General features: G+C 56.8%; 18 protein-coding genes and 1 pseudogene. 13 read left to right on the forward strand and 6 right to left on the reverse strand.

Features of this window, described 5'->3' with window-relative positions:
* Positions 1–39: 39 nt before the first annotated feature.
* Positions 40–756, reverse strand: a complete 717-nt coding sequence (locus tag IDH41_RS05975) for a MerR family transcriptional regulator (protein ID WP_190859172.1) — start codon at positions 754–756, stop codon at positions 40–42.
* 176 nt (positions 757–932) lie between these two features.
* Between IDH41_RS05975 and uvrA the strand changes: the two are divergent.
* Positions 933–3,453, forward strand: a pseudogene (uvrA, locus tag IDH41_RS05980) (excinuclease ABC subunit UvrA).
* Between the two features lie 448 nt (positions 3,454–3,901).
* Here uvrA and IDH41_RS05985 read toward each other — a convergent pair.
* A complete protein-coding gene (locus tag IDH41_RS05985; protein WP_223829474.1) occupies positions 3,902–4,660 on the reverse strand; it encodes an MBL fold metallo-hydrolase in 759 nt (252 codons plus the stop codon).
* A gap of 148 nt (positions 4,661–4,808) precedes the next feature.
* Entirely contained in the window at positions 4,809–5,507 is a 699-nt protein-coding gene (locus IDH41_RS05990; RefSeq protein WP_190859174.1) for a response regulator, read from the reverse strand.
* 162 nt (positions 5,508–5,669) lie between these two features.
* Between IDH41_RS05990 and IDH41_RS05995 the strand changes: the two genes are divergently transcribed.
* The 3 genes from IDH41_RS05995 (at position 5,670) to IDH41_RS06005 (ending at position 6,969) form a co-directional block, all read left to right on the forward strand.
* Complete coding sequence (locus IDH41_RS05995) at positions 5,670–6,053, forward strand: DUF6220 domain-containing protein (RefSeq protein ID WP_223829475.1); 384 nt, start codon at positions 5,670–5,672, stop codon at positions 6,051–6,053.
* Between the two features lie 2 nt (positions 6,054–6,055).
* A complete protein-coding gene (locus IDH41_RS06000) occupies positions 6,056–6,244 on the forward strand; it encodes a DUF5957 family protein (protein ID WP_223829486.1) in 189 nt (62 codons plus the stop codon).
* A gap of 248 nt (positions 6,245–6,492) precedes the next feature.
* Positions 6,493–6,969, forward strand: a complete 477-nt coding sequence (locus IDH41_RS06005) for a hypothetical protein (RefSeq protein WP_190859177.1) — start codon at positions 6,493–6,495, stop codon at positions 6,967–6,969.
* 262 nt (positions 6,970–7,231) lie between these two features.
* On the opposite strand, the gene IDH41_RS06010 is transcribed toward IDH41_RS06005, so the two are convergent.
* Positions 7,232–8,374: a metallophosphoesterase gene (locus tag IDH41_RS06010; RefSeq protein WP_190859179.1), complete on the reverse strand. Its 1,143-nt coding sequence runs from the start codon at positions 8,372–8,374 to the stop codon at positions 7,232–7,234.
* Between the two features lie 318 nt (positions 8,375–8,692).
* Here IDH41_RS06010 and IDH41_RS06015 point away from each other — a divergent pair, with 318 nt between their 5' ends.
* The 3 genes from IDH41_RS06015 to sda all read left to right on the forward strand — a co-directional run bounded on the left by IDH41_RS06015 (position 8,693) and on the right by sda (position 12,175).
* Complete coding sequence (locus tag IDH41_RS06015; protein ID WP_190859181.1) at positions 8,693–10,858, forward strand: DNA topoisomerase III; 2,166 nt, start codon at positions 8,693–8,695, stop codon at positions 10,856–10,858.
* A gap of 164 nt (positions 10,859–11,022) precedes the next feature.
* On the forward strand, positions 11,023–11,694 hold the full coding sequence (locus IDH41_RS06020) for a YheC/YheD family protein (RefSeq protein WP_190859183.1): 672 nt from the start codon (positions 11,023–11,025) through the stop codon (positions 11,692–11,694).
* Positions 11,695–12,031: 337 nt separating this feature from the next.
* Positions 12,032–12,175: a sporulation histidine kinase inhibitor Sda gene (gene sda / locus IDH41_RS06025; RefSeq protein WP_190859185.1), complete on the forward strand. Its 144-nt coding sequence runs from the start codon at positions 12,032–12,034 to the stop codon at positions 12,173–12,175.
* Between the two features lie 27 nt (positions 12,176–12,202).
* Here sda and IDH41_RS06030 read toward each other — a convergent pair whose 3' ends face one another.
* Both IDH41_RS06030 and IDH41_RS06035 read right to left on the reverse strand, forming a co-directional pair.
* Entirely contained in the window at positions 12,203–12,448 is a 246-nt protein-coding gene (locus IDH41_RS06030) for a hypothetical protein (RefSeq protein ID WP_190859187.1), read from the reverse strand.
* A gap of 99 nt (positions 12,449–12,547) precedes the next feature.
* The gene (locus tag IDH41_RS06035; RefSeq protein ID WP_190859189.1) at positions 12,548–13,549 is read right to left on the reverse strand and encodes an NAD(P)/FAD-dependent oxidoreductase; all 1,002 of its coding nucleotides are present in this window, start codon (positions 13,547–13,549) and stop codon (positions 12,548–12,550) included.
* A 325-nt stretch (positions 13,550–13,874) separates the two neighbouring features.
* Here IDH41_RS06035 and IDH41_RS06040 point away from each other — a divergent pair, with 325 nt between their 5' ends.
* From IDH41_RS06040 to IDH41_RS06065, 6 genes are all read left to right on the forward strand, one after another.
* Positions 13,875–15,068: an NAD(P)/FAD-dependent oxidoreductase gene (locus tag IDH41_RS06040; RefSeq protein WP_190859191.1), complete on the forward strand. Its 1,194-nt coding sequence runs from the start codon at positions 13,875–13,877 to the stop codon at positions 15,066–15,068.
* Positions 15,068–15,340: a hypothetical protein gene (locus tag IDH41_RS06045; RefSeq protein WP_190859193.1), complete on the forward strand. Its 273-nt coding sequence runs from the start codon at positions 15,068–15,070 to the stop codon at positions 15,338–15,340. The genes IDH41_RS06040 and IDH41_RS06045 overlap by 1 nt, the downstream gene beginning before the upstream one ends.
* Positions 15,341–15,705: 365 nt before the next feature.
* Positions 15,706–18,060 carry a helix-turn-helix domain-containing protein gene (locus IDH41_RS06050; RefSeq protein WP_190859195.1) on the forward strand — a complete coding sequence of 785 codons (2,355 nt, stop codon included), beginning with the start codon at positions 15,706–15,708 and terminating at the stop codon, positions 18,058–18,060.
* Between the two features lie 190 nt (positions 18,061–18,250).
* Positions 18,251–19,873 carry an extracellular solute-binding protein gene (locus IDH41_RS06055; protein WP_190859197.1) on the forward strand — a complete coding sequence of 541 codons (1,623 nt, stop codon included), beginning with the start codon at positions 18,251–18,253 and terminating at the stop codon, positions 19,871–19,873.
* A 138-nt stretch (positions 19,874–20,011) separates the two neighbouring features.
* Positions 20,012–20,992, forward strand: a complete 981-nt coding sequence (locus tag IDH41_RS06060) for an ABC transporter permease (protein ID WP_190859198.1) — start codon at positions 20,012–20,014, stop codon at positions 20,990–20,992.
* A 6-nt stretch (positions 20,993–20,998) separates the two neighbouring features.
* Complete coding sequence (locus IDH41_RS06065; RefSeq protein ID WP_397327525.1) at positions 20,999–21,880, forward strand: carbohydrate ABC transporter permease; 882 nt, start codon at positions 20,999–21,001, stop codon at positions 21,878–21,880.
* The last annotated feature ends 62 nt before the right edge of the window (positions 21,881–21,942 follow it).

Raw genomic sequence — 21,942 nt, forward strand, 5'->3', positions numbered from 1 at the left:
GCAAAGGAAGGACCTCCTCCGGTGCCAGGTTTCCGATATTTAACGGCGTTGCCCGCCCGCCTCCTGAATGACGGCCAGCAGCTTGTGCAAGCTGGCAGCGCCCTGGAGCTGGTTACGGTTCATCTGGTTCAAGAAATGGAGCGACTCGCGGGCGGTTTTGATCGCGTTTTCCACGTTGTTGTCGTCGATTTCTTTAATGATCCTCTTAATGATATCCAGCGACCATACGGCGGCCTTCAGCGTGCGGATAATCAAAATTTGGCGAACGTTCGCGGGGGTAAACGTGCGGTACCCATTCTCCTTGTCGCGTTCGATCGTCAGCAGTCCCGCCTTCTCCCAGTGGCGGATGGCCGAGGTCGGAATTAGCGTCTGCTCGGATACTTCGCCGATCGTAAACCCGCGTTTTTTGCGGTACGGCTGAGGCGGGAGCGGTTCCTCCGTCTCCAGCGCGCGAATCGTCCTGTCGGCGATCTGCTTGTCCCGGTACAGCGAGGCTTGCGACTCGCTCATGAGCCATAGCGCGTCGTCCACCTCTCCTGCGATCAGCTTCTTCATGACCTTTCCGGTCACCTGCATCCCGAAGCCGGCATTCATCGCCCGGATGCATTCGAAATAGCCCACGTGCACGTCGGTATATACCCGATAGCCGTTGGCTGCCCTCTCCACGGGGGGGACGATCCCCCATTCCTCGTAATGGCGCAGCGCGGTCGTGCTGATCTTAAGCCGGCGCGCGATATCGATCGGACGAATCGTCATTCGCTTCTCCTCCTCCGTATTCCTAAAAACATTAAACTCCTCTGTTATGGTTTTGTCAATTCGATCCCGTCTATGAAGAACAAAAGTTTTCAAACCTTGGCACTTGCATCAATGTGATATGCTGGATTTGAAAATTCGAAAATCAAAAACGTCCAAATCGATTTTTAGGAGGAAACATGAACGAAGCCATTGTCATTAAAGGTGCGCGGGAAAACAATTTGAAAAACGTCTCGCTTTCGATTCCGAAGTATAAGCTGGTCGTGCTGACGGGCCCCTCGGGCTCGGGCAAATCGACGCTCGCGATGGATACGCTGCAGCGGGAATGCCAGCGCCAGTACATGGAATCGATGGGGATGGTCGCCGATTCGGTCAGCAAGCCGAAGGTCGATTCGATCGCCGGCCTCTCCCCCTCGATCAGCGTCGGCCAGCATGTCACGAACCGCAATCCGCGTTCGACGGTAGGCACGGTTACCGATATCCATAATTTTTTGCGGTTCGTTTATTCGAGGCTCGGCGAGCGGACATGCCCTTCCTGCAGCGGCCGGGTCGCCCCCGTCTTTCATGCGGATTCGGGCGCTGCGGCTTTGGACGAGGAAGAGGATTTCGAGGGGGAGCACGTCCAGTGTCCGCATTGCAGCGCCGAGCTCGAGAAGCTGGGCATGGCGCATTTCTCGTTCAACAAGCCGGAAGGGGCATGCGAATCGTGCGGAGGACTAGGGCATGTCGCCAGCTTGAACCTCGATGCCGTATTCCGACAGGAGCTCAGCTTCAAGGAAGGCTGCGTAACTTTCCTGTACGACAGCATCATCGAATACTATTCGTACACGCTGGCGGCGGCGGCCAAGCACTACGGGCTTGAATTCGACCCAGACATGCCGCTGATGCAATATTCGCCGGCGATGAAGGATCTGCTCTACTACGGCGTCGAAAGCGAAGCGTTCATGAAGCACGATCCGGACAAGAAACCGCCGAAGACGGTGTCGGCGGGCAAATTCGAAGGCATCGTTACCGGCATGTGGCGCAGGTACAAGGAAAAGGACGGGGAGCAGACCGGCATGGAGAAGGAAGGCGATTACTTCCGCCAGCAGACATGCGGCAGCTGCGGCGGCGCCCGGTTCAAACAGGAAATTCGCCGGATAACCGTCTCGGGCGCTTCGATCTCGGACGTGTCGGCATGGCAGCTCGAAGACGTGCTCGCCTGGACGGACGGGCTGAAGGATGCCGTTCCTGCCGAGGGGCAGCACCTGCTCGAGCCGGTTTTGGTCGAAATGCCGGAGCGGGTCAAGCGGATCATCAACGTCGGGCTTGGCTACTTGTCCCTGGACCGCCAGACGGTTACGCTGTCCGGCGGGGAGGCGCAGCGGCTTCGGCTCGCGCAGTTGCTCGGCTCCGGCCTTACCGGGGTGCTGTATGTTCTCGACGAGCCGACGACGGGGCTCCACCCTCGGGATACGGCCGGGCTGATCCATGTGCTGCAGCAGCTTCGCGACCTGGGCAATACGGTGCTCGTCATCGAGCACGACGTCGAGGTGATGCGGGCCGCGGATCATATTATCGATATCGGTCCGGGAGCGGGTTATTTGGGCGGTACGGTCGTTGGCGAAGGCAGCCTCGAGGAGCTGATGGCGAGCCCTTCTTCGGTGACCGGCGCGTATTTGAGAGACGAGATCGGCCCGGCGCCGGAAAGAAACAGAAGGAAGGGCAGCGGCGAACGGATTGCGATCCGCAACGCGCATGCCCGCAATTTGAAAAACATTAACGTGAGCCTTTCCGCTCGGCACGCTCATTTCGGTGACCGGCGTATCCGGTTCCGGCAAGTCGACGCTCCTGTTCGACCTGCTGGCGCAGGCGGGGGAGTCGAACCGCGCGCCCGAAGGCTGCGACGGGATTGAAGGCTTCGAGCATGTCGGCAATATGATCACCGTCGACCAATCGCCGCTCGGGCGAATGCAGCGCTCGAACGTCGCCACCTATACGGACGTATTTACGCAGCTGCGCAATTTGTTTGCCGGACTGCCGGAGGCGAAGCGGAACAAGCTGACCTCGAAGCATTTTTCCTTCAATACGCCGGGCGGTCGGTGCGAGGCGTGCCAAGGGCTCGGCGTCATCTCGGTTGACATGAGCTTCCTGCCGGATTTGGAGGTGAAGTGCCCGGCCTGCAAGGGCAGAAGGTTCAAGGACGAGGTTCTGCGCGTCACCTTCGAAGGCCATTCGATTTCCGACCTGCTGAACATGACCGTTCAAGAGAGCCTGGACGTTTTCAAAGGGAAAGAGAAGATCGCGGGCATGATCGAGCTGCTGTGCGAGGTCGGTCTCGGTTATTTGCAATGGGGGCAGTCGGTCAAAACATTGTCCGGCGGCGAAGGGCAGCGGATCAAGCTGGCGAAGGAACTGAGCAAGAAGACGAAGACGCATACGCTCTACTTGCTGGATGAGCCGACGACGGGCCTTCATCCTTCCGACGTGCGGCAGCTTCAGGTGCTGCTGGACAAGCTGGTCGACGCGGGCAACACGGTCATTGTCGTCGAGCATTCGCTCGAGCTGATTCGCGAGTCGGATTACGTCGTCGATATCGGCCCGCATGGCGGGGAAGCCGGCGGCGAGCTCGTCGCGGAAGGCACGCCCGAGCAGGTCGCGGCGGTAGACCGTTCCTATACGGGGAAATTTTTGAAAGCGGCGCTTGCCGGCGGCATCTAAGAGGCCGTTGATTTTCATCTCTGTTGCCGCTTTGCTGAGCAAATGGTGCGTCCCGCGCCTAAGCCGCCGCGTAATCTGCCCCGGGCAGCGCGCCATATGTCGAAGCCTGCGAGCGTGCAGGCTTTTGGCCGCTTCATGCGTGCAGCGAAGTAAATGCGTGCGAATGAATGTGCATCTTTTTTTCAATTGGTAAGCATTTAAAACAGCTCATGTCGCGAAAAGCCTGCGCAATTGCAGGCATTCCTTCCATCGGCCTCGTCGATCGTGAAATGCCTGCACAATCGCAGCCTTTGCGCTTGGCTAGCCGTGCCGATGCGCAGCCGGATGGAGGGCGGTTGAAGAGCGCTTCCGCTTACTAAGTTTTGTTGCGCAAATGGAAGAAGGAGCGTCCTTCCGTCATCAAGCGATGACTGTCGGGACTGCTCCTTCGCGCGTTCGCGGACGGTTTCTAAGGGCGGAGATCGGCAAGCTCCTGGATCCGTTCATTGACGTTGAGGTTGTAAATGCCGCCGTGGTAGCAGATGACGGCTTCGATATCGTACGCCGTCAATGCTTGGATCGACCGGTACGCCAGCTGCGGATCGACGCAGTGGCGCGGGTCCGGCCCGAACAGCCGGCCGTCTTCGACGATGAGCGCGTCGGCGGCGATCAGCGTCTTCGTCGGTCTATGGTACAGGCTGATATGTCCCGGCGTATGCCCGGGCGTGCCGATTACCGAGATGCCCCCGCAGTAGGGGAGCACCATGCCCGGTTCGATGACGGCGTCGACGGGAGCCGATGGCGGATGCTCGAGCGTTCGGCGGAAGGCGGCGCGCCATTCGTCCGGAACTTCCGGCGGCAGGGAGGCCGCGGCAAGGTCGACCGCTTCCGGCGTTATTTTGATGAGCTGCTTCTCGCCCTGAATGTACGGCCTCTCGGCCGCGGTCGCCAGCACCTCGGCTTGTCCCCGAGGCAGCTCCGAGAGCAAGGCCGGCAGGGTGCCGAGATGATCGAGATCCTGATGCGTAATGACGATTTTGTTCAGTCTGCCGAGCGCAACGCCCGACTTCTCAAGCTCCGCTCGAATGAGGGGGAGCTGTCCGGGGTAGCCCGTGTCCGCGAGCAGAACCGTATCGCGATCCCAAATCAGCGTCGGATGGATCGTTTCCGCCTTTCCCATCATGGACGCCGTGACGGTCAGCATATAGAGCCCGCTGGTTGCATGCATCGAAATCCCTCCGCTATTTTGTTGGTGTTCAGACCGAAAATGACGAGTCCCAACCAATCGTAACAGCTGAAGAAGTGATTGTAAATAGTAAAATTAATATTATATCACAAAAATAAGATTTTGTCAATATATAAAATCTTCATAGGCTTTACTGCCGTCCGCCGAACCGGTAGCCGAAGCCGTACACCGTCTGAATGTACGCCGGGCTTGCGGGATCGTCTTCGATTTTGCGGCGGATTCGGCTAATATGGGCGTCCACGGTCCGCTCGTCGTTCAAATAATCGTCCTCCTGCGCCGATTGCAGCAGCTGCAGCCGGCTGTAGACGATGCCGGGCCTCGCGGCCAGCGTTAGCAGCAGCTTGTACTCGGTCGGCGTAAGCGGGATCTCCTTGCCGCCGCGCCAGACCCGGCACTGCGCTTCCGATATGGTCAGCCCGCCGCGCTGCAGCGGCGGGTCCTCCGGCGACGCCTCGCGGTCATGGCCTTCCAGTCTTCGCAGCACGGAGCGGATGCGGGCGGACAGCTCCCGCAAGGAGAACGGCTTCGTCATATAATCGTCGGCGCCGACTTCAAGCCCGATGACCTTATCCGCCTCTTCCGCGCGCGCCGTCACCATAATAATGCCCGCGCGGCTCCATTTGCGAAGCTCCCGGCACACGTCGATGCCGCTCATCTCCGGCAGCATCCAATCGAGCACGACGACGGCCGGGCCGTGCTCCTTCGCCTTCGCGAGCGCGTCCGTGCCCGTCATGGCGGTCACGGTCCGGTATCCTTCCTGGCGCAGGAAGGGCTCCATAAATTCGAGCACCTTCTCTTCGTCGTCCACAAGCAGCAATGTATGCGGCAATTTCGTTCCTCTCCTTCGGCATTCATCCTATTTTTCCATAGTATACACGCTCTTGCGCGGGCTCAGGCGGTTTTCAACGAATAAGAGCAACTTCGTCAAAGGATCGCAACATTCCTTTGCTACAATGAACGCGAGCCAAATCATTCGAAAGGGGAAATCCTCATGATCGAGCAATCCGATGCGCCGAGGGGACGGATACGGTTTTTCCGCGGCGCTTTTCGTATCCTTGCGTGGCTGTTCGTCGCCTGCGTCGTCGCGCAAACCTTTATCGCGGGCATGGCGCTGTTCGGCGATCCCGCGGCTTGGAAAAGTCACACGACGTTCGTCCATTTGTTCGAATACTTGCCGTTCTTCATGCTGATCAGCTCGTTTGCGGGCAGCATGCGCGTCAGGCTGCGCTGGCTGAGCGGAGCGCTTCTCGCCCTTATATTCGTGCAATACGCGACGGCCAACATCCCTGAGGCGGGAGCGGTGCATCCCGTGCTCGCGCTGCTGCTGTTCTGGCTATCGCTCCATGTCGCGCGGGCGGGAGGGACGACGAATTGAGAATGCTGCTTGCGGCTTTAATCGGTCTTGCGCTGGGCGCGATCGCCGGACTCGTTCTCTCGTCGTTGATCGGCATCGTCAGTTATTTGACGTTCGACCGGCCGGTCGGCATCAAATATTTACCGATATACTTCGGTGCGGCCGGCGCGATCGCCGGGCTGTCGTTCGAACGCCGCCGGGCGCGCGGTTAATCCGCCGCTCCGTTTCATTTCCGGATAATAAACCGCACAAGCTCCCGAATCAAATGCTCGCGGCCGATGGGATTAAAGAGCCTATCGGATCCCATAGGCGGTCTGGAACCTTTTGCCAAGGATGTTCGTCATAATGGTTACCTTACCTTTGCAGATACGTCCGGAATCGGAGCGCCTTTTTTCATTTATTTGCTGTACCGGACGCGAAACGGGAGGTAGGGTATACAAAGGAACGAGGAGTGGGTCGGATGAAGCGCGCATTGCTCGTCGTCGCTGCCTGTGCGGCAGCGGCCGCCGCGCTGTTGTTGTTTGTGTTCCGGGTCAATTACGACGCCGTCGTCGCGGAGCGCATGATCGATTTCGAACGGGCGGAGCCGAATTCGCGGATGGAGTGGAAGGACAAGGAAGCGGTGCGGGCGTTCGAATACGCGTTCCGGTTCGCGAGCAAGGAGCCGGGGACGGTCGATATCGGCGCGCCGCCGTATGCCGTCACGCTTGGCGACAGCCGGTATCTGCTCTATCTGTCGCCCGATTACGGGAAGGTGCAGTTCATGAAGCCGGGCAATACGGGGACGCTCTATACGGTTAGGCCATCTTCGGCCGACGAGCTGAAACAGCTGGTATCCGAAGCCGACAAGCGCTACGGGGAACAAGGAAGCGTGCAGGCCCGTCTCGACCCGGCTGCGTTCTCCGGGGAGGAACGGCCCTTCGTCCGACCGCTTTGACGGCTTTACGATCACCGGGATTACGGTTGAAGAGCCGATCAGCATCAAGGAGCAGCGCTCGCTGTTCGAAGCGCTGGTTGTCGTGCAGGAGTCGCGGGATTACGGGGAGCCGGGCGTCGCGATGTACGTATTCCACAAGGGCAAGCAGGCCGGCGACGAATGGCGAATAGCCGACGTGGATTAACGAAGCTTCCATTAAGAATAAAAACGGGATGGTCCCGCAAGGTCGAATGCCTTGCGGGACCATCCCGTTATTGCCGGATTAACCGAACTCCACCTCGATCCGGATCACTTCGGAACGGCTGCCGATCCGCACGGGCGGTCCCCAGGTGCCGAAGCCGGACGATACGACCGCGTGAAGGCCGCCTTTCTTCAAATATCCCCAATCCAGCTCGAACAGCCTTCTCGTAATGAGATGGTTCGGCATCATCTGACCGCGGTGCGTATGGCCGGACACCGATAGGTCGATGCCCTGCTCGGCGGCGCCGGCGAGGTCCGACGGCTGATGATCGAGCAGAATGAGCGGGAGCGACCGGTCGAGCGGGGCGACAAGCTCCCGAATCGGCTTTCTCGCTTCGCCGCCGAAGCCGGCCGACGCTTTGTCCTTGCGGCCGATCACGTAGAAGCTGCCGCCCACGAGCTCCGCCTCGTCCATGAGGACGCGGATGCCGATCGCGTCCATGGCGGCAATGAACTCGGGAACTTTGCGGCCGATATATTCGTGATTGCCGGTCACGGCGTAGACGCCGAGCGGCGCCTTCAGCTTGCCGAGCACGGCGGACATGTTTTTGCGCAGGAACGGTTCGATGTCATCGTCCAAAATATCGCCCGGGAGCAGGATGAGATCGGGCTTCATCCGCTCGACGATATCGACGAGTCGCCCCAAATGCCGGTTTCCGACGACGGTACCCAGATGCAGGTCGGATGCCATTGCGATCGTAAGCTTGTCCAGCTCTCCCGCCCGCTTCGGCACTTGCACGCGGTACGTCCGGACGACGGGGCTCCAGGCATTCCAGCTTCCGCGCAGAATGAGAGCCGCCATCAGCAGAAACGCGATGCCCCCTACTCCGATAATATAGACGGATTCCGAAGCTCCCGCGGCTCTTAGCAGCAGCGCGACGACGTCGGCTATCGGCAGGATGAGCAAGGCGTATTCCAGCACGGCGAACCAGTAGGAGCCGATCAGCTTGAGCGCGACCGCCGCCGGCCTGAGCGGCGTGCCGTACGCGGCGCGGCCGATCAAATAGGAGAAGGCGACGATTCCGAAGCATACCGCGTAGACGCCCGCATGTTCCAGGCCCAGCAGTGCAGACAGAAACATCCAGCCGTTCCAGCCGATATAGAAGGCAATGGCGCCGTATGCAAGCAATATGCCTATGAAAATAAAAATAAAGCGAGGCTTCATCAATGAACACTCCCTGGCCCTTAATCGGCGAATCTATGAAACTGAACCTACTATAGCATAATCGGAATCGGGCAGCCAAATCGGCCGGCGCTGCAGGAATAGAATGCCGTTCCTGCGCGGATTGGTTGCGATAGATTCCAGGCGTCCGCCTGGATTCAGCCGGCTCTCGAGGACGTATGGCCGCGCGCCGAGCGGGAATGGCGAGGCGTTCTGACGCTGGATGCGTTGCGCGCGCTGAAAGCCTATGGTATCGTTTCGTCTTAGGAAACGATGCGCGCCTCTACTTCGCGCGTCTGACGGAATGGAGAGAACAATTGCATGAAATCGTTAGTATTGGCGGAAAAACCGAGCGTGGCGAAGGAAATCGCACGCGTGCTCGGCTGCGGACAGAAGCATAAGAGCCATCTCGAAGGATCCGGGTACGTCGTCACTTGGGCGCTCGGCCACCTGGTTACGCTGGCGGAGCCCGAGGAGTACGATCCGAAATATAAAACCTGGAATCTCGAGGACCTGCCCCTGCTCCCGCAAAAAATGAACTTGAAGGTGATGAAGGAAACGTCGCATCAGTTCAAGGCCGTCGCCCAGCTGTGCAAGCGGCAGGATATCGGCGAGCTGATCATCGCCACGGACGCCGGGCGCGAGGGCGAGCTTGTCGCGCGATGGATCATGGAGCTGGTCCATTGGCGCAAACCGTTCAAGCGGCTATGGATTTCGTCGCAGACGGACAAAGCCATCAAGGACGGCTTCAATGATCTGAAGCCCGGCAAGGACTATAACCACTTGTACGCTTCGGCCGTATGCCGCGCCGAAGCGGACTGGCTGATCGGCCTGAACGTGACGAGGGCGCTTACGACGAAATATAACGCGCAGCTTGCGGCCGGCCGCGTGCAGACGCCCACCTTGTCGATGCTGATCGAGCGGGAGCGGGAGATTCAGTCGTTCCAATCGCAGCCGTATTGGAACGTGACGGCGGATTTCGGGACGTTCTCCGCGCTTTGGCGGGAGCAGGACGGGCATGACGGACGGATTTGGGATCGCGCGGATGCGGAGAGCATCGTATCCCGCATTCGGAGCGTGCCGGCAAAGGTAGATAAGCTGCGAACGGTCGAGAAGGCGGAGCCGCATCCGCAAGCTTACGACTTGACCGAGCTGCAGCGGGACGCGAACAAGCGCCTCGGCTTCTCGGCCAAGCAGACGTCGAACGTGCTGCAGAAGCTGTACGAGCAGCATAAGCTCGTCACGTATCCGCGAACCGATTCGCGCTATTTGTCGAGCGACATGGTGCCGACCTTGAAGGGACGGCTCGAGAGCATCGCCGTCGGACCGTACGCGCCGCTGGCCCGGAGGCTGCTAAGAGGGCAGCCGGCGGTCACGAAGCGGATCGTGGACGACAGCAAAGTTACCGATCACCACGCGATCATTCCGACGGAGCAATACGTGAACCTGGCGGCGCTGAGCGGCGATGAGCGAAGGCTGTACGACCTGATCGTCAGAAGGTTTATCGCCTTGTTCTACGGGCCTTACCGGTACGACGAGACGAGCGTCGTGCTTGTTGCCGGCAACGACCGCTTCTACGCGAAGGGCAAAACCGAGAAGGACAAAGGCTGGAAGGAAGTTTACCAGACGGACGGGCATGCGGGAAGCGAGTACGAGGATGAGGATGACGAGGACGAGGAAGCGGGGCAGAGCCGGGATGACCGCCAGCCGGCGCAGCTTCTGCCGCCGCTAACGGCGGGCCAGACGCTTCCGGTCAGGAGCGGCAAGGTCCGCGAGCTGCGCACGATGCCTCCCGCCCGTTACACGGAAGCGACGCTGCTTACGCGCATGGAGAAGCACGGCCTTGGCACGCCGGCGACCCGCGCGGACATTATCGAGAAGCTGCTCGGCACGGATACGATTACCCGTACGCAAAATAAACTGATGCCCACCGGCAAAGGCAAGCAGCTGATCGAGCTTGTCGTAGACGAGCTTAGGAGCCCGGAATTAACCGCGAAGTGGGAGCAGGATTTGGAGAAAATCGCCAAGGGAAAAGGCGATCCATCCGCCTTCATGAGAAGCATTCGCCAGCAGGCGGCCAAGTGGGTGTCCGAGGTTATCGCCGAGACGAAGGAATATAAGCCTCATAACGTGACGCACTCCCGCTGCCCGGAATGCGGGAAGCCGCTGCTCGAAGTGAAAGGAAAGCGCGGCAAATCGCTCGTATGCGCAGACCGCGATTGCGGCTACCGCCGTTCGGCGGAGCCGCAATTGTCCAACAAGCGATGTCCGCAATGCCGCAAGAAGATGGAAATCCGCGACGGCAAGGCGGGCAAGTTCGCCCAGTGCAGGCCGTGCAACGTCATCGAGATGCTCGGCGACAAGCAAGGCGGCAAGGCGAACCGCAAGCAAAATCAGAAGCTCATCGAGCAGTACAGCGATAACGCGACTTTATCGAACAGCCTGGCCGACAAGCTGAAGGCGGCGCTGGAGAAAAAGTCGGATTAGCTCATGAAGGGCGCCCGGTCTTGGTCCGGGCGCCTTTGCTATGGGAAGCTGCGCCGGCGCGTCTCCGGTCAAGAAAGGCTGCTACCCCCTGTCAATCATCCAAGAGATAGATAGCGACCCGACATATGCTATGAAGGAAGAGGCAGGGAAGGAGACTGATAGTATTGGGTGGACATCAGGGAAGGCAGCTTGCGAGCAAATGGGCGAAGACGGCGGCATTGCTATCGCATCCCGACATTGCGCCGCATATCCCTCCGACTAGCATATTAACGGCGGAAAATTTAAGAAGCATGCTGGATACGCATCAGACGGTCGTCGTCAAGCCGGTCGTCGGCGCCGGCGGCCACGGCGTCATGAGGGTCGTTCGGAATCCGAGAGGCTACGCCTATACTTACTATGCCCAGACTCGCCATTTTCATAGCTTCGCAGCATTGGTAGGGGCGCTTAATAAACGGCGGCGGGGCAAGGCGTACTTGATTCAGAAAGGGATCCGTCTCGCAACCGTCGGCAACAGGCCGATCGATTACCGGGTAAAGTACGTGAAGACGGAGAATGGCTGGGTATACCGGGCGATCGTCGGGCGAATTGCGAAACCGGGTTTGTTCGTTACGAATTTGTGCCGGGGAGGAACGTTGGTGACGTCGGCTCAAGGGATCAGCCGCTCGTTGTCTCCGTCGCTCGTTGCGGAGAAAAAGGCGAAAATGAGGGAACTCACGGTGTTGGCGACGGGCGTGCTGGAAGCCAAATATCCGGGCATCGGACAGCTCGGCTTCGATTACGGCATCGATAAGCAGGGAATGATTTGGATTTTCGAGGTGAATACGAGGCCGCAGTGACGGACGAGCGATAAGTGCGGAAGCCCATTGAAGAAAGCAGCCTGTCGAACGGATTCGATAGGCTGCTTTCGCTCGCTTCTGTTTATTCCGATATAATTCATTAATAGAGTCATAGATATCCATTAAAGTTTTTTATGGAGTAATTGGCATTTGGGATTGTGGATAACTGTATCCACAATATCCATACCGAAATCCCTTAAGAATCGACATCTATACACAAGCAATTAACATCGTATCCACAATGGAATGTGAATAATGGGGTCTGTTGTCCTTCGGAATAGTGCCATGCTACTATGAAAAAGCAATAACCAAAGGATGGAAGAAAGGGTGTGAAGGAATGGAGCTACTCTCGGACGAAATGCTGGTCGACACCTATTACGCAGCTATCCAATACGAATTGGAGCCGGAATTTATTCGAATGCTAGCTATTGAACTGAAGCGCAGGCACCTCAATCCGGAAACACACAAAGCTACCGCGTAACCCGCTGAAGAAAGTTAGATGACGACGCTATTGCCACTCCGTAACCGAGACCTCCGTTGTTTGCCGACAAACCGGGCAGTACAGGACATGCTTGCAGCCGACTGCCGCATCTTCGGAATCGGCGCCGCTTAATTGTTGCTCATTCACGATCTGAACATACGGAGCGTAAGGGCCGGCGAGGTCCGCCAATCGGCCGAAATCCGTCACCATGCCATTGCAGGCGGGGCAGCTTCCCCGCAGCGGTTGAATGCCGTTACAAACCGGACAAAACATAAGGGTATCCTCCTCGGCGCACCTCGCATAGAAATGCGGCAGGTGCTTGCTAATGCAAGGCCAAGGTTAGGATACCCTTATGTTTATTTTTTTATCGGCTTACAGCTTCATGCTGCTGCTGTGGCCGGGCGACAGCTTCGCTCCCGGATCGACGTAAACTTTGGCGTTATTGACCGCGGTGGGGGCTTCTCCGAAGCCGACGGCGATAAGCTTCAGCTTGCCCGGGTAAGTCGTAATGTCTCCCGCCGCGAAGACACCGGGGATATTCGTCTCCATCCGCGTATCGACGACGATCGAGCCGCCTTCGATCCGGATGCCCCAATCGGCGATCGGCCCGAGCGAGGAGACGAAGCCGAAGTTGACGATGACGGCGTCGACTTCGAGCTCGGCCGTTTCTTTCGTCTTGACGTCGGTCAACGTGACCCGATCAATGCGCTCGGCGCCGTGAAGCGCCGTTATTTCCTTCGGCGTAAGCACGTTAACCTTCGATTTCATCAAGTTCTCCACGCTGTGCTCGTGGGCGCGGAACTTATCCCGCCGATGGATCAGCGTGACGCTTGCGGCGATCGGCTCGAGCATTAGCGCCCAATCGACGGCGGAATCGCCTCCGCCGCTAAGCAGCACATGCTGTCCTTTGAAGCGCTGCAAGTCGCCTACGAAATAATGAAGGTTCCGCTTCTCGTAGCGCTGCGCTTCAGGCAGCTCTAGCCTGCGCGGCTCGAAGGCGCCGACGCCGGCGGTTATGATGACGGCTTTGGCGTAATGGGTCGCTTTGTCCGTTACGATCTCGAAATGCCGCTCGTCGTGCTTGACGACCTTCTCGACCTTCTCCTCCAAGCAAATTTCCGGGTTAAAAAGCGCGATCTGGTCCTTCAGCCGGTCGACGAGCTCCTGGGCCGTAACTTTCGGGAAGCCGGCGACGTCATATATATATTTCTCGGGATAGAGCGCCGCCAGCTGCCCTCCGAGCTGCGGCATGCTCTCGATCAGCTTGACGGATGCCTGGCGCATTCCTCCGTAGAATGCCGCGAACATGCCCGCAGGTCCGCCGCCGATAATGACGAGGTCGACGGGGGTTCCGGTTGCCTCGGCGTTAGCCATGGTTGCCACCTCCAAATGATAAGCTTTTACGGATTCATTATAATCGTTTGGACGCGGGGAAGGAAATCATTTATTTGTATAGAGTTCTAAACAATTTCGTATATTTTGCCCTTGAAAATTTCGTGAAAACTATGTAATAATTCGTATGTATGTTATGCGCGGGACTGGCTGAACGAGCTGGCGAGGCCTGTCAATCTGCGACAGAAGACTCATTGTAAAACAGGCTGTAAAAGGACACACTGAACTCATAAAAAAACTATATTCGGTTTAGCTTGTGTAATTTTTCACAATATAAAAAGACATGAGGAATGGATGGGATTATACGATGAGTAACATACCTAAAATTGTTATTCTAGGAGCGGGGTACGGCGGCGTGCTGACGGCGCTGCGCCTGCAAAAAGAACTGAATTACAACGAAGCCGACGTTACGCTGGTCAATAAACATGACTATCACTATATTACGACACATCTTCATATGCCTGCCGCCGGCACGGACAATCCGGAGAACGCCCGCGTCAGCATTTCCAAGCTTATCGACGAGTTCAAAATCGATTTCGTGAAATCGACCGTCGTCCAAATCCGTCCGCAGGACAAAAAGGTGATTCTGGAAGACGGCACGCTGTCTTACGATTACCTCGTCATCGGTCTCGGCGGCGAGCCCGAAACGTTCGGCATCCCGGGCCTTGGCGAGCACGCGATGAATATTCGCAGCATCAACTCGGTCCGCTTGATCCGCGAGCATATCGAATACCAATTCGCCCGCTACAAGCGAGAGCCGCACCGCACCGATTATTTGACCTTCGTCGTCGGCGGCGCGGGCTTCACGGGCATCGAGTTCGTGGGCGAGCTTTCCGACCGCATTCCGGAGCTGTGCAAGCAGTTCGACGTCGATCCGGGGCTTGTTAAAATTTACAACATCGAGGCCGCTCCGACCGCGCTGCCGGGCTTCGACCCCGAGCTGGTCGAATACGGCATGGACGTCCTGACGAAGAAGGGCGTTACGTTCCGCATCGGCACGGCGATCAAGGAGTGCTCGCCGGACGGCGTCATCGTCGGCGAAGGCGAGGAGATCAAGTCGTCCACCGTTATTTGGACCGGCGGCATCCGCGGCAACCGCCTGATCGAGGAAGCCGGCTTCGAAACGATGCGCGGGCGCGTGAAGGTCGATGAATTTCTGCGCGCGCCGGGCAACGAAAATATTTACATCGTGGGCGACAACTCGCTCATGTTCAATCCGGAAGGCCGTCCTTACCCGCCGACCGCCCAAATCGCCATGCAGCAAGGCGTCGTATGCGCGCATAACCTTGTCGCATCGATCCGCAACCAGCCGCTTAAGAGCTTCACGTTCCAGAACAAAGGAACGGTCGCTTCGCTCGGCAAAGGGGAAGCGATCGGCATCGCGTTCGGCAAGAAGTACAAGGGCCGTTCGGCGGCTTGGCTGAAAAAATTGATCGATCTGCGTTACCTGTTCATTATCGGCGGCATTCCGCTCGTGCTTCGCAAAGGGAAATTCCTGTAATGCGACACTGCAGCGTACAAGTCCGCGGCCTGTTGACGAGAGAGGAGCTCGATCGTTACAACGCATTGATGGAAGTCGGTTCCTTCCTGGAATCGCAGAACCGGTACGACTTGGCCTATACGGTGCAGAAGGAAGTGGACCTGCTCATTCAGCCCGCCATCGAGCGGCTGAAGGACAAAGGCCGCGCCCGCGACAAAGCGACTCAGGAGTACCTGGAGGCGAAGGAGCGGGAAGCAATGGCCACGAATGAAGATGACAAGGACGACGAATAGCCTTAAGGCAATCAGAAGCTCCGGATGGGAATATCCCTTCCGGGGCTTTTTTCGTCGAAAAGGCCTCGATAGAGGTTGTCCCATACCGCAGACGCAGGTGATCAACGAGAAATCCTTCGATGGAAGCATGACAACAAGCTTGAATTCCAAGTTACAATGTAGAAAAGCGACGTTCGAGGAAAGGGGGAAATGCCGCGCCATGAGCGGGGAAAAAACGTCCAATCTAAAAAAACGAATGGCCGGCTAAAAAAATCACAACAGACGAATCCGAAAATCCATGTAAAATGTTAGGATAAGGAAAAAAGGATACAGGACATCCAATGAAATGAAAGCGCATTCAATTCAGTTTGGACAGGAGGAATATCATGATACAGAAATGGCGTTCCAGAAGAGAAGGGGAAACGTTCCGAAGATCGGTCTTCGTCAAGCTGCTCCTCTCGTTCATGTCGATACTCATCATTCCCGTCGTCATCGGCTCGCTACTGTACGGCAGAATGGAGCAGGCAATGATCGACAATGCGTACGACTCCAATCAGGCGCTGCTGCAGCAAACCCGGGTAAGCGTCGACAGCCGGATGAACGAGGTGGATCAGCTTGCCGCGCAGATTGCCTTCGACCCGACGTTGCAGCTGTTTCTCTACGAAGAGAACAACCGCGCGAGCATCAATGCGTATACGCATATCCAGCTCATCAAGAGTTTGAAGCGATACAGGACGTTAAGTCCGTTCGTCGATGACTACTACGTCTATCTTAAGCCGTCGGACCGCATCGTCACGACGACCGTCCGGACGGATCCCGTTACCTTCTTCCGAGACATGAACGAGTATAGCAACCTCAGCGTCGATGAGATCAAATCCATATTATCGCATTACAACCTGCGGACGTACCTGCCATCGGAACCGATCCGGTACGATCAGATGCAACGAAACATGCTCACTTCCGTGTTCTCTCTTCCAATGGGCGACAGCACCGAAGTCTTGGGCTCGCTCGTCGTCATGATCGACGAGGCTCAGCTCATCGGGCAGCTTCGCAAATCGAATCAACGGAACACCGATTTTTATATTATCGGCGATGACGGACAAGTTTTGACGACGACATCCGCGAGCCGGGATGCGATTGACGGGATCATGCCGCGCCTAGGTGGCGCGAAAGGCGACTTTACGGCGTCATTCGGCCAACGGGAGATGCTTGTCTCCTATACGAAGTCAAACCAGAACAATTGGACGTACGTCTCCGTCACCCCCAAGACGATCGTGCTCGCGAAGGTGAACGAGACGAAATCGCTTGCCATGGTGCTTGTGCTGCTATGCATGGCCGGCGGCATGACGGTCGCGTATTATTTGGCTTACAAGAACCATCGTCCGATCCGCGAGCTCATCCATACGATTCTGCAGGGCAAGAACATGAGCGGCTCCCATATCCGGAACGAATTCGCCTTCATTAAGAACGAGCTTCTGTCCTCGATCGTCGAAGAGAAGCAGATGCGGGGCATGTTCTCCCGGCAGAAGCCGGTCATTAAGTCGGATTTTATTTCCCGGTTAATGAGAGGGTACGTCGATACGGCGAGACTGACGGATACCGACTATGCTTTCATGGACGTTTCGCTTCCGCATCCCCATTACGGGGTTATCCTGATGCAGATCGATGATTGCCGCAGATTCGTACAGGAGGATACGGAGCGGGAATGGACGCTTGTCCGGTTCATCCTGATCAACCTGAGCAACGAGCTGCTCGCGGGCAACGGCTACGCGATCGAGCTGGAGCGCGATCGGGTCGGCATTCTCCTCAACGTGGCTGAGCCAAGCGCGGAGGAGGGCAACGAGCTCGACCGCGTGCTGAAGGCGATTCGCAGCCAGATGGAGTCGAAATTCCGGACGTCCGTCACGGTGGCCGTCAGCGGCATGAAAACGAACGTCGGGCAGATCGCGGTCGCTTACGGGGAAGCGGTAACGGCGTTGGAATACAAGCCGCTTCAAGCGGGCGACGACATCATTTATTACGAAGCGGTCAAAAACATCGAGCATCATTATTTCTATTATTCGCTCGAAACCGAAGCGCAGCTGATGAACTACGCGAAGAGCGGCGACTTTATCAACGTCGAGAAGGTATTGAACCAGCTGTTCGAGATCAACTTCCAATCCCGCTCCATCTCGCCCGAGATGGCGAAATATTTGTCTTCGGAGCTGATGAGCACGGTCATCAAGCTGCTTAACGCGCTGAACATGGATGACGAGACGTTTTTTGGCGGGGAAAAAGAAACGTTCAAATATTTGGCCCGCTTCAGTACGTCGGAGGAAATGAGGGATACGCTGAAGAGGCTGTACCGTTCCATCTGCGACAAGGTAGCCGGCGAACGAAGCGATCATAGCGAGCTGCTCGCGGTCAAAATCAGGAGCTACATCGAACGCCATTATGCCAGCAACGAGCTTAGCCTGACGTCCATCGCCGATCATGTCGGCCTCAATTCGTCGTATTTATCCACCTTTTACAAGAAACAGACCGGCCACAACGTCACGGAATACATCACAGCGCTGCGAATGAAGGAAGCGAAGTCGCTGCTGGAGGGAAGCGAGCTGACGGTCGCCCAAATCGCCCAAAAGGTCGGCTTCGCGAACGATATCGGATTAATCCGCGTGTTCAAGAAGACGGAAGGGATTACACCGGGCAAATACAGGGAAATTTCGCATAAGGAAGGGCTGGACAACGAAGCCGTTCTATAAGTTAGCAGGTTCATCTAGAAAGAAGATAACGCCGAAACTGGCTTTTGAATAGCCGATCTAACGGATTCGCCATAGGCGCCGATCGCCTCCCCCGATATTCTGAAATCAGCAAGTCCAAGCGGCCTGCTGCAAAGACGGAATCAACGGAATCAATAGCTACCTAATTCATTGAGAGGGGATTGTATCGCGCATGAAGAGAAGAAAAAGGCTGTTATCGAATCTGCTGGCCCTCATGATCTTAACCGTTATGCTGGCTGCCTGCTCCGGAGGCAATAACGGTTCCGGCAGCAACGATCCGACGAAAGCTCCCGACGCGACGAAAGCTCCTGACGGAGCCGCCGCCGAAGTGAAAATGCCGGAATCGCTGTCGTATTGGGTGCATCTGAACCCGAATGCCGCGGCAACGATGGCGGGACTGCAAGAGAGCAAGATCTATCAGCAGCTGGAGAAGGTAACGGGCACGAAGGTCACGTTCACGCATCCGTCCGGCGAAGGCGCGCAAATCGAGGAGCAATTCAACCTGATGCTGGCGTCCAAGAAGCTTCCCGACGTCATCGAGCGCAACTGGCTGTCCGTCTCCCGCGGTCCCGACGACGCGATCAAATCCGGCACGATCATACGCCTGAACGAGCTGATCGAGCAGCACGCGCCAAACCTTACGAAATATATGAACGAGCATCCCGAAATCAAAAAAATGATCATGACCGATGAAGGCAACATCTACTCCTTCCCGTTCATTCGCGGCCACGAAAAGCTGATGGTGTTTTTCGGACCGATCATCCGCAAGGATCTGCTCGACAAGGCGGGGCTTCCGGTTCCCGAAACGATCGACGAGTGGGAGACGACGCTCGAAGCGATCAAAGAGGCGAACAACGGCGAACCTCCCTTCATGCAGCGCATTTCCGACATGAAGACCGGCCACGCCTTTATCGGCGCGTTCGGCATTCCGCTGGAGTTCTATAACGACAACGGCACGGTCAAATACGGCTCCATGCAGCCGGAATACAAGGAATTTCTGACCGTCATGAACCGCTGGTACGAGAAAGGCTTGCTGGATCCCGACTTCGCGGCGATGGATTCCAAGCTGATGGACTCCAAAATCACGACGGGCAAAACGGCCGCATTCGTGGGCTACACGGGCAGCGGCATCGGCAAATACATGGGTCTCATGAAGGACGATCCGAGCTTCGAGCTAGTCTCCGCCCCGTATCCAACGCTAACGAAAGGCGAGAACGCCGTATGGGGCCAACGCGATTTCGCTTATACGGGCATCGGCGCCGCCATCACGACCGCGGCCAAAAATCCGGAGCAAATCGTCAAGTGGCTGGACTATGCGTACGGTCCGGAAGGGCATAACTTGTTCAACTTCGGCATCGAAGGCGAAAGCTACACGATGGTGGACGGCAAACCGACGTATACCGACGTCATTATGAAAAATCCGGACGACCTTCCGATTACCCAGGCGATGGCGCAATATTTCCGTTCCAGCTACAACGGTCCTTTCGTGCAGGATCCGGGCTACATCGAGCAATATCTGGAGCTGCCTTCCCAGAAGGAAGCGCTCGTGAATTGGGAAAAAGCGACGACGAACATGAGAATGCCGCTCACGACGCTGACAGCCGAGGAAGGACGGCAGAAGGCTTCCATCATGACCGACCTGAACGTCTACCACGAGGAAATGCTGCTGAAGTTCATCATGGGCACGGAGCCGCTCGAGAAATTCGACGAATACGTCGAAACGCTTAAAGCAATGGGCATCGAAGAAGTGATCCAGCTGGAGCAAACGGCGCTCGATCGATTCTTGAAGCGATAATAGGACTTGAACGCGCGTGCCGGCGGAGTCTGCCGGCACGAAGCGAGCTTCGTCCCGGGAGCTCCGGCACGCTTCGCGGCCGTGGCGATCTCGGCGTGCAGCACTCTCTACGGCGGCAGAACAGGAAGGAGCATGGTTATGGCACTCATCGGAACGGGAAAATCTTCGGCAGCTCAAGTGCCGGAGGCGGCGCGGGACTCCCGAATTCGCTTCGGGACGCGCGTAAAGAAGGATTTTGCCAAGAACAAGCTGATTTATTTGATGTTAAGTCCGGCGGTTATTTATTTTCTATTGTTTCATTACGGTCCCATGTACGGCATGCAAATCGCCTTCAAAGATTTTGCGATCAACCTGGGCATCAACGGAAGTCCGTGGACGGGCTTCGACAACTTCAAGGAGTTTTTCTCGAGCTTTTATTTCGGACGCATTCTCGTCAATACGCTGCTCTTGAGCTTGTACAGCTTGATCTTTGCATTCCCGGCCGGCATCGTGCTCGCGCTGTTGCTGAACGAAGTGCGGAAGAGCTGGTTCAAGCGTTCCGTGCAGACGATCACGTATATGCCGCATTTCATCTCGCTGGTCGTCGTCGTCGGCATTATGTTCGACTTCCTTGCCCGGGACGGCCTCGTCAACAACCTGCTGACCTCCGTATTCGGCATCGAACCTATCGCATTCATGAGAGAAGCAGACTGGTTCAGAACCTTGTATATCGGCTCCGGCATCTGGCAGAACATCGGCTGGAGCTCCATCATATTTCTGGCAGCCATCTCCACGATCGATCCGTCCATCTACGAAGCCGCCCGAATCGACGGCGCGAGCCGCTGGAAGCAAACGCTGCACGTGACGCTGCCGGGCATCGCGCCGACGATCATTATTCTGCTCATCCTGAATATCGGCCATATGCTGTCGGTCGGCAACGAGAAGATTCTGCTTATGTACAATCCAATTACGTATTCGACTGCCGACGTCATCGGCACGTATACGTACCGCAAGGGGATTCTGGAGACGAACTACAGCTATGCGGCCGCGGTCGGCATGTTCAACGCGATCATCAGCTTCACGCTGCTGGTCATCGCGAACACCGTATCCCGGAAAACGAGCGAAACCAAACTTTGGTAAGGAGTGATCGTGATGAAGGCTACAACCGGCGAACGCGTCTTCGGCGTCTTTAACGTCGCCTTTCTCTTCGCGTTATCCTTGGCCGCCCTTTACCCGCTCGTGTTCGTGCTGTTCGCTTCGTTCAGCGATCCCGGCCAATTGGCGCAGACTAGGGGCTTCCTGTTTTTCCCGAAAGGGTTCACTTTAGACGCTTACGAGATGGTGTTCAAAAATCCGTCGATCGGGACGGCTTATCTGAATACGTTGTTTTACGTGATCGTGGGAACGTCGCTGAACATCTTCCTGTCATCGATGGCGGCTTACGGCTTGTCCAGGCGTGATGTGCTGTGGAAAAATCCGATCATGTTCATGATCACGTTTACGATGTTTTTCGAAGGCGGCCTTATTCCTTCGTTCTTGCTCATAAACGAGCTCGGCATGATGGATACCCGCTTGGCGATTATCATTCCGACGGCGATCAGCGCGTTTAACCTAATTATTATGCGCACGGCGTTCCAAAGCGTGCCGCTGGAGCTGGAGGAATCGGCCAAGCTGGACGGTGCGAACGACTTCCGTATCTGCTGGTCGGTCATCTTCCCGCTGTCGATGCCGGTCATCGCGGTCATGCTGCTCTTCTACGGCGTGTCCCACTGGAATTCATGGTTCTCGGCGATGATCTACTTGCAGGACCGCGGCTTGTTCCCGCTGCAGCTGATTCTCCGCGAAATTTTGATCGTCAACGACACGAACAGCATGATGACGGACGTCAGTTCCGGCGACCAGATGCCGATCGGGGAAACGATCAAATACGCGACGATTATCATCGCGACGGTGCCGATACTATGCGTGTATCCGTTTTTGCAGAAGTATTTCGTGAAAGGGGTCATGATTGGGGCGGTGAAGGGGTGAATCGTGTCGATCAAAAAATGGGGCATGGATGCGCGATTCGCGTATCCATGCCCCGTTTTTGA

Origin of the sequence: Paenibacillus arenilitoris (genome assembly GCF_014705655.1) — a bacterium.
Lineage (GTDB): Bacteria > Bacillota > Bacilli > Paenibacillales > Paenibacillaceae > Pristimantibacillus > Pristimantibacillus arenilitoris.